Here is a 3,181-nt window from a genome sequence, read left to right as displayed (position 1 = left end):
CCAGTATGCGGTGCAGCCCGGCCGCAGCGCGTGCGCCCCGGGCTGCACCGCATACTGGACGCTCTCGCGGGCGCCGCCCCCGCGTTCGTCTTCGGCCGGCGCATGGACGTCCTGGCCTCCAACCGCCTCGCCCGCGCCCTGGTCACCGACTTCGACGCCCTGCCGCAGCGCGAACGCAACATGGCCCGCTACATGTTCCTCGACGAGACCGCACGCGAGCTGCACGTCGACTGGGACGGCGTCGCCGCCGAGACCGTCGCCGTCCTCCGCCTGGACGCCGGACGCCACCCCGACGACCCCCAGCTCGCCGAGCTCGTCGGCGAGCTCGCCGTCAAAAGCGAGAAGTTCCGTACCTGGTGGGCCGATCACAACGTGCGCGAACGCACCCACGGCACCAGGCGCTACCACCACCCCGTCGTCGGTGAGCTCGTCCTGTCCTACGAGTCGGTCACCTTCCCCGGCGACGCCGACCAGACGATGTGCGTCTACACCACCGCGCCCGGCAGCCCCTCGGAGGAGGCCCTCCGACTCCTGGCGACCTGGACGGCCCCCCACCCTCCGGTCACCGGCTTGCGGCACGACGTCCAGGGCCACGGGACGTAGCCCGCCGGTGCCGATGTGTCGCCTGTGACAGCGCTTTCATCCGGCCTATATCACTTGTCAATCTCGAAGCGGTTCGGTTAAAAACACAAGCACTTGCTTACAACGTCATACGCCTTCTTTTCCGGCAAAGTTACGCACGTGAAGACTCCGTCAGACAATGGGCGGCTGGCAGATCAGTTGTCGATCGGTTTTCTCACCTCGGTCTTTCCGGTATCGCTGCTCGACGAGGTGGTAGGGGTCAGCGGATGCGCGGAGAGACGGCGACGGGCGCTGCCGGCCCGGCTGACGATTTATTACGTGCTGGCTCTTCGCCTGTTCTCTGACAAGAATTATGACCAGGTGATGCGCCTGTTGTTGAACGGGCTGGCGTGGCGGTCGCGCTGGGTCTACACCTGGGAGCCCCCCAGCGCCTCGGCGATCAGCCGGGCCCGCGCACGGCTCGGCGCGGAGCCCCTGCGCGTGCTCTTCTACCGGGTGACCGGGCCCGTCGCGGAACCCCGGACCTCCCGGTCGTGGCTGGCCGGCCTCCGGCCGGTCACGATGGACGGCACCACCCTGGCGGTCCCCGAGACCCGCGACAACTCGGCGTTCGGCTATCCGGACGGAGCGGCCCGGTTCCCCCGCGTCCGTGTGGTGGCCGTGGCGGAGAACGGCACGCACGCGTTGATCGACGCGACGTTCGGCAGCTCGGCCGTGGAGGAGCACATCCTGGCCCGGCGGCTGTTGCGGTGCCTGGAGTCCGACATGCTGCTGCTCGCCCGCTCCGGCCCCTGGGGGTTGGAGCTGTGGCGCCAGGCGGTCGAGACCGGCACGCACCTGCTGTGGGGGGTCACCGGGGCCGACGCGCTGCCCGTCGGACGCAGCTTCGAGGACGGGTCCTACCTGTCCAGGCCGGCCGGCCTGGGAGGCGCTCCGCTCCGGGTCATCCCCCTTCCCGGCGCGGAATGGCTGATCACAACGCTGGTCGACCCCAGGCAGGCGTCCGCGTCGGAGCTGGCGGCGCGCTACGCCGAGCGATGGGTCATGGACAGCGCGCTGGCCTGGCTCCACTCCGGCCGCAGAGCTCCGGCGATCACGCTGCGGTCGAGGAGCCCGGAGATGGTGGCGCAGGAGATCTGGGCCCTGCTCTGCGTCTACCAGGCCATGCGCGAGCTGACATGTCAGGCCACCAGCCACGCGGGGGCGTCGTGCACGTGTGCTCGCGTCTGACCCGGACCTCGCGGTCCGCAGACGTCGCGGCCCGCCTCCCCCGCGTGCGCGGGAGAGGCGGGCCGGCCCTGCCGGGCGGACGGGACCGCCCGGCGGATCTCGGGAAGCGCCCGGATCTCAGGCGGTGAGGTGGAGCTTCTGGTCGTAGACGCCCGAGTTGGCGACGGTCTCACCGAGAAGCTGGAAGGTGGCGCTGTAGGTGGCCGTGGAGGGGCACAGGAAGCTGCCGCTGTCCTTGTTGAGGGTGTAGTTGACCGCCCTGGCCTGGGCCTGGACCACCCCGATGACCGGACGGTTGGCGTTGGTGGAGTTGAAGGCGTCCAGGACGAGGCTGTTGCCGGCGCCGGAGCCCCTGTAGGTGCAGCTGATGGTGCCGAACCAGCCGGTGCTCACCGAGGTGACCTTGACGCCGCTGATGGTCAGGGTGCCGTCGCGTCCAGGGATCACCGGGGCGTAGGTGACGTTGCCGCCGTTCCAGGGGAGCCCGACCGCGGACACGCTGGACTGGCCGCCGGCGCTGTTGGGGCACTGCGGGCCGGGGTTGTTGCTGAAGTTGTAGGCCGAGACGTTCAGCGCGGTGCCGTTCGACTGCACGGTGCCGTCGATGACGCCGACGTTACAGGTGGCGGTGGCGAGTGAGGTGGTGATCGATACGTTGCCGATCAGCGTCGCCCGGACCTTGCCGGAGTAGAGCGCGCCGAACTGGTCGTTCCTGTGGATCTGGGTGGTGCCCGCCCAAGCGGAGGTCGGGACGAACGCGAGTGCCAGTACGACGGCGGTCATGGCGAGAACGAGGTTTCGGAGACGTTTCATCGACCACTCCTCTGTAATTTGCCGGACATCGCGAGAGTAGATAGCCGCATATCTTGAGTCAATATCTCCGTGTCAAACACCTCCGTCAGGCGACGATTTCGCATCGTAAATCCATGAGAATCTGTTGAGATAAGCGCCGCGCGGCAAAAACCGCCGGCCGGTGAATCAACGGTAATCCCGCCGCTCCCCGCACACCGCGCACAGAACCGTTCCGAAATGTTGTCACCGCAGCTCAGGGCAGTGGTTCAGCGSCGGCGGAGGCGCCCTTCCCCGAGCCCCGGCCCCCACCCGGAGACCGTAAAGCACCGCACGGTGCCACGTTCATTCCAATCACGCCGGACACGCGCCGGACCGCTTAATACGGCACGGCCGACCAGGCCTCGGCGTGACGCTCCGGGCACGGACGCCCCGCCGGCGCCCGACAAACAATTCGACCAGCGGAAATCTCCGCCGGCCGCCTCCGGCCATCGACTGCGATAAGGGAGTTTTCCGGATGATCCGCCAAAACAACCAAGCGCTTGAGTCAACGATTGCCCCGGCTCGCGCGGTTGCGGCC

Annotated in this window: 3 protein-coding genes; 2 read left to right on the top strand and 1 reads right to left on the bottom strand. The window is 68.5% G+C overall.

The features are described from left to right. On the top strand, positions 1-603 hold a 603-nt coding region (locus tag CA984_RS43260), incomplete at its 5' end, for an MmyB family transcriptional regulator (RefSeq protein ID WP_479725547.1). A 138-nt stretch (positions 604-741) separates the two neighbouring features. Further along, positions 742-1,812 carry a transposase domain-containing protein gene (locus CA984_RS43255; RefSeq protein ID WP_165781642.1) on the top strand — a complete coding sequence of 357 codons (1,071 nt, stop codon included), beginning with the start codon at positions 742-744 and terminating at the stop codon, positions 1,810-1,812. 117 nt (positions 1,813-1,929) lie between these two features. On the opposite strand, the gene CA984_RS43250 is transcribed toward CA984_RS43255, so the two are convergent. Continuing rightward, complete coding sequence (locus tag CA984_RS43250) at positions 1,930-2,625, bottom strand: hypothetical protein (RefSeq protein WP_133061972.1); 696 nt, start codon at positions 2,623-2,625, stop codon at positions 1,930-1,932. Positions 2,626-3,181: the final 556 nt, after the last annotated feature.

This window comes from Streptosporangium minutum (assembly GCF_002149035.1).
GTDB lineage: Bacteria > Actinomycetota > Actinomycetes > Streptosporangiales > Streptosporangiaceae > Streptosporangium > Streptosporangium minutum.
The sequence above is the reverse complement of the archived record's forward strand: the minus strand, read 5'-3'. Positions and strand labels throughout refer to the sequence as shown.

Bases quoted from the DNA above. Each gene is read 5' to 3' on its own strand.
- CA984_RS43250 (WP_133061972.1), bottom strand. From the start codon at position 2,625: ATGAAACGTCTCCGAAACCTCGTTCTCGCCATGACCGCCGTCGTACTG.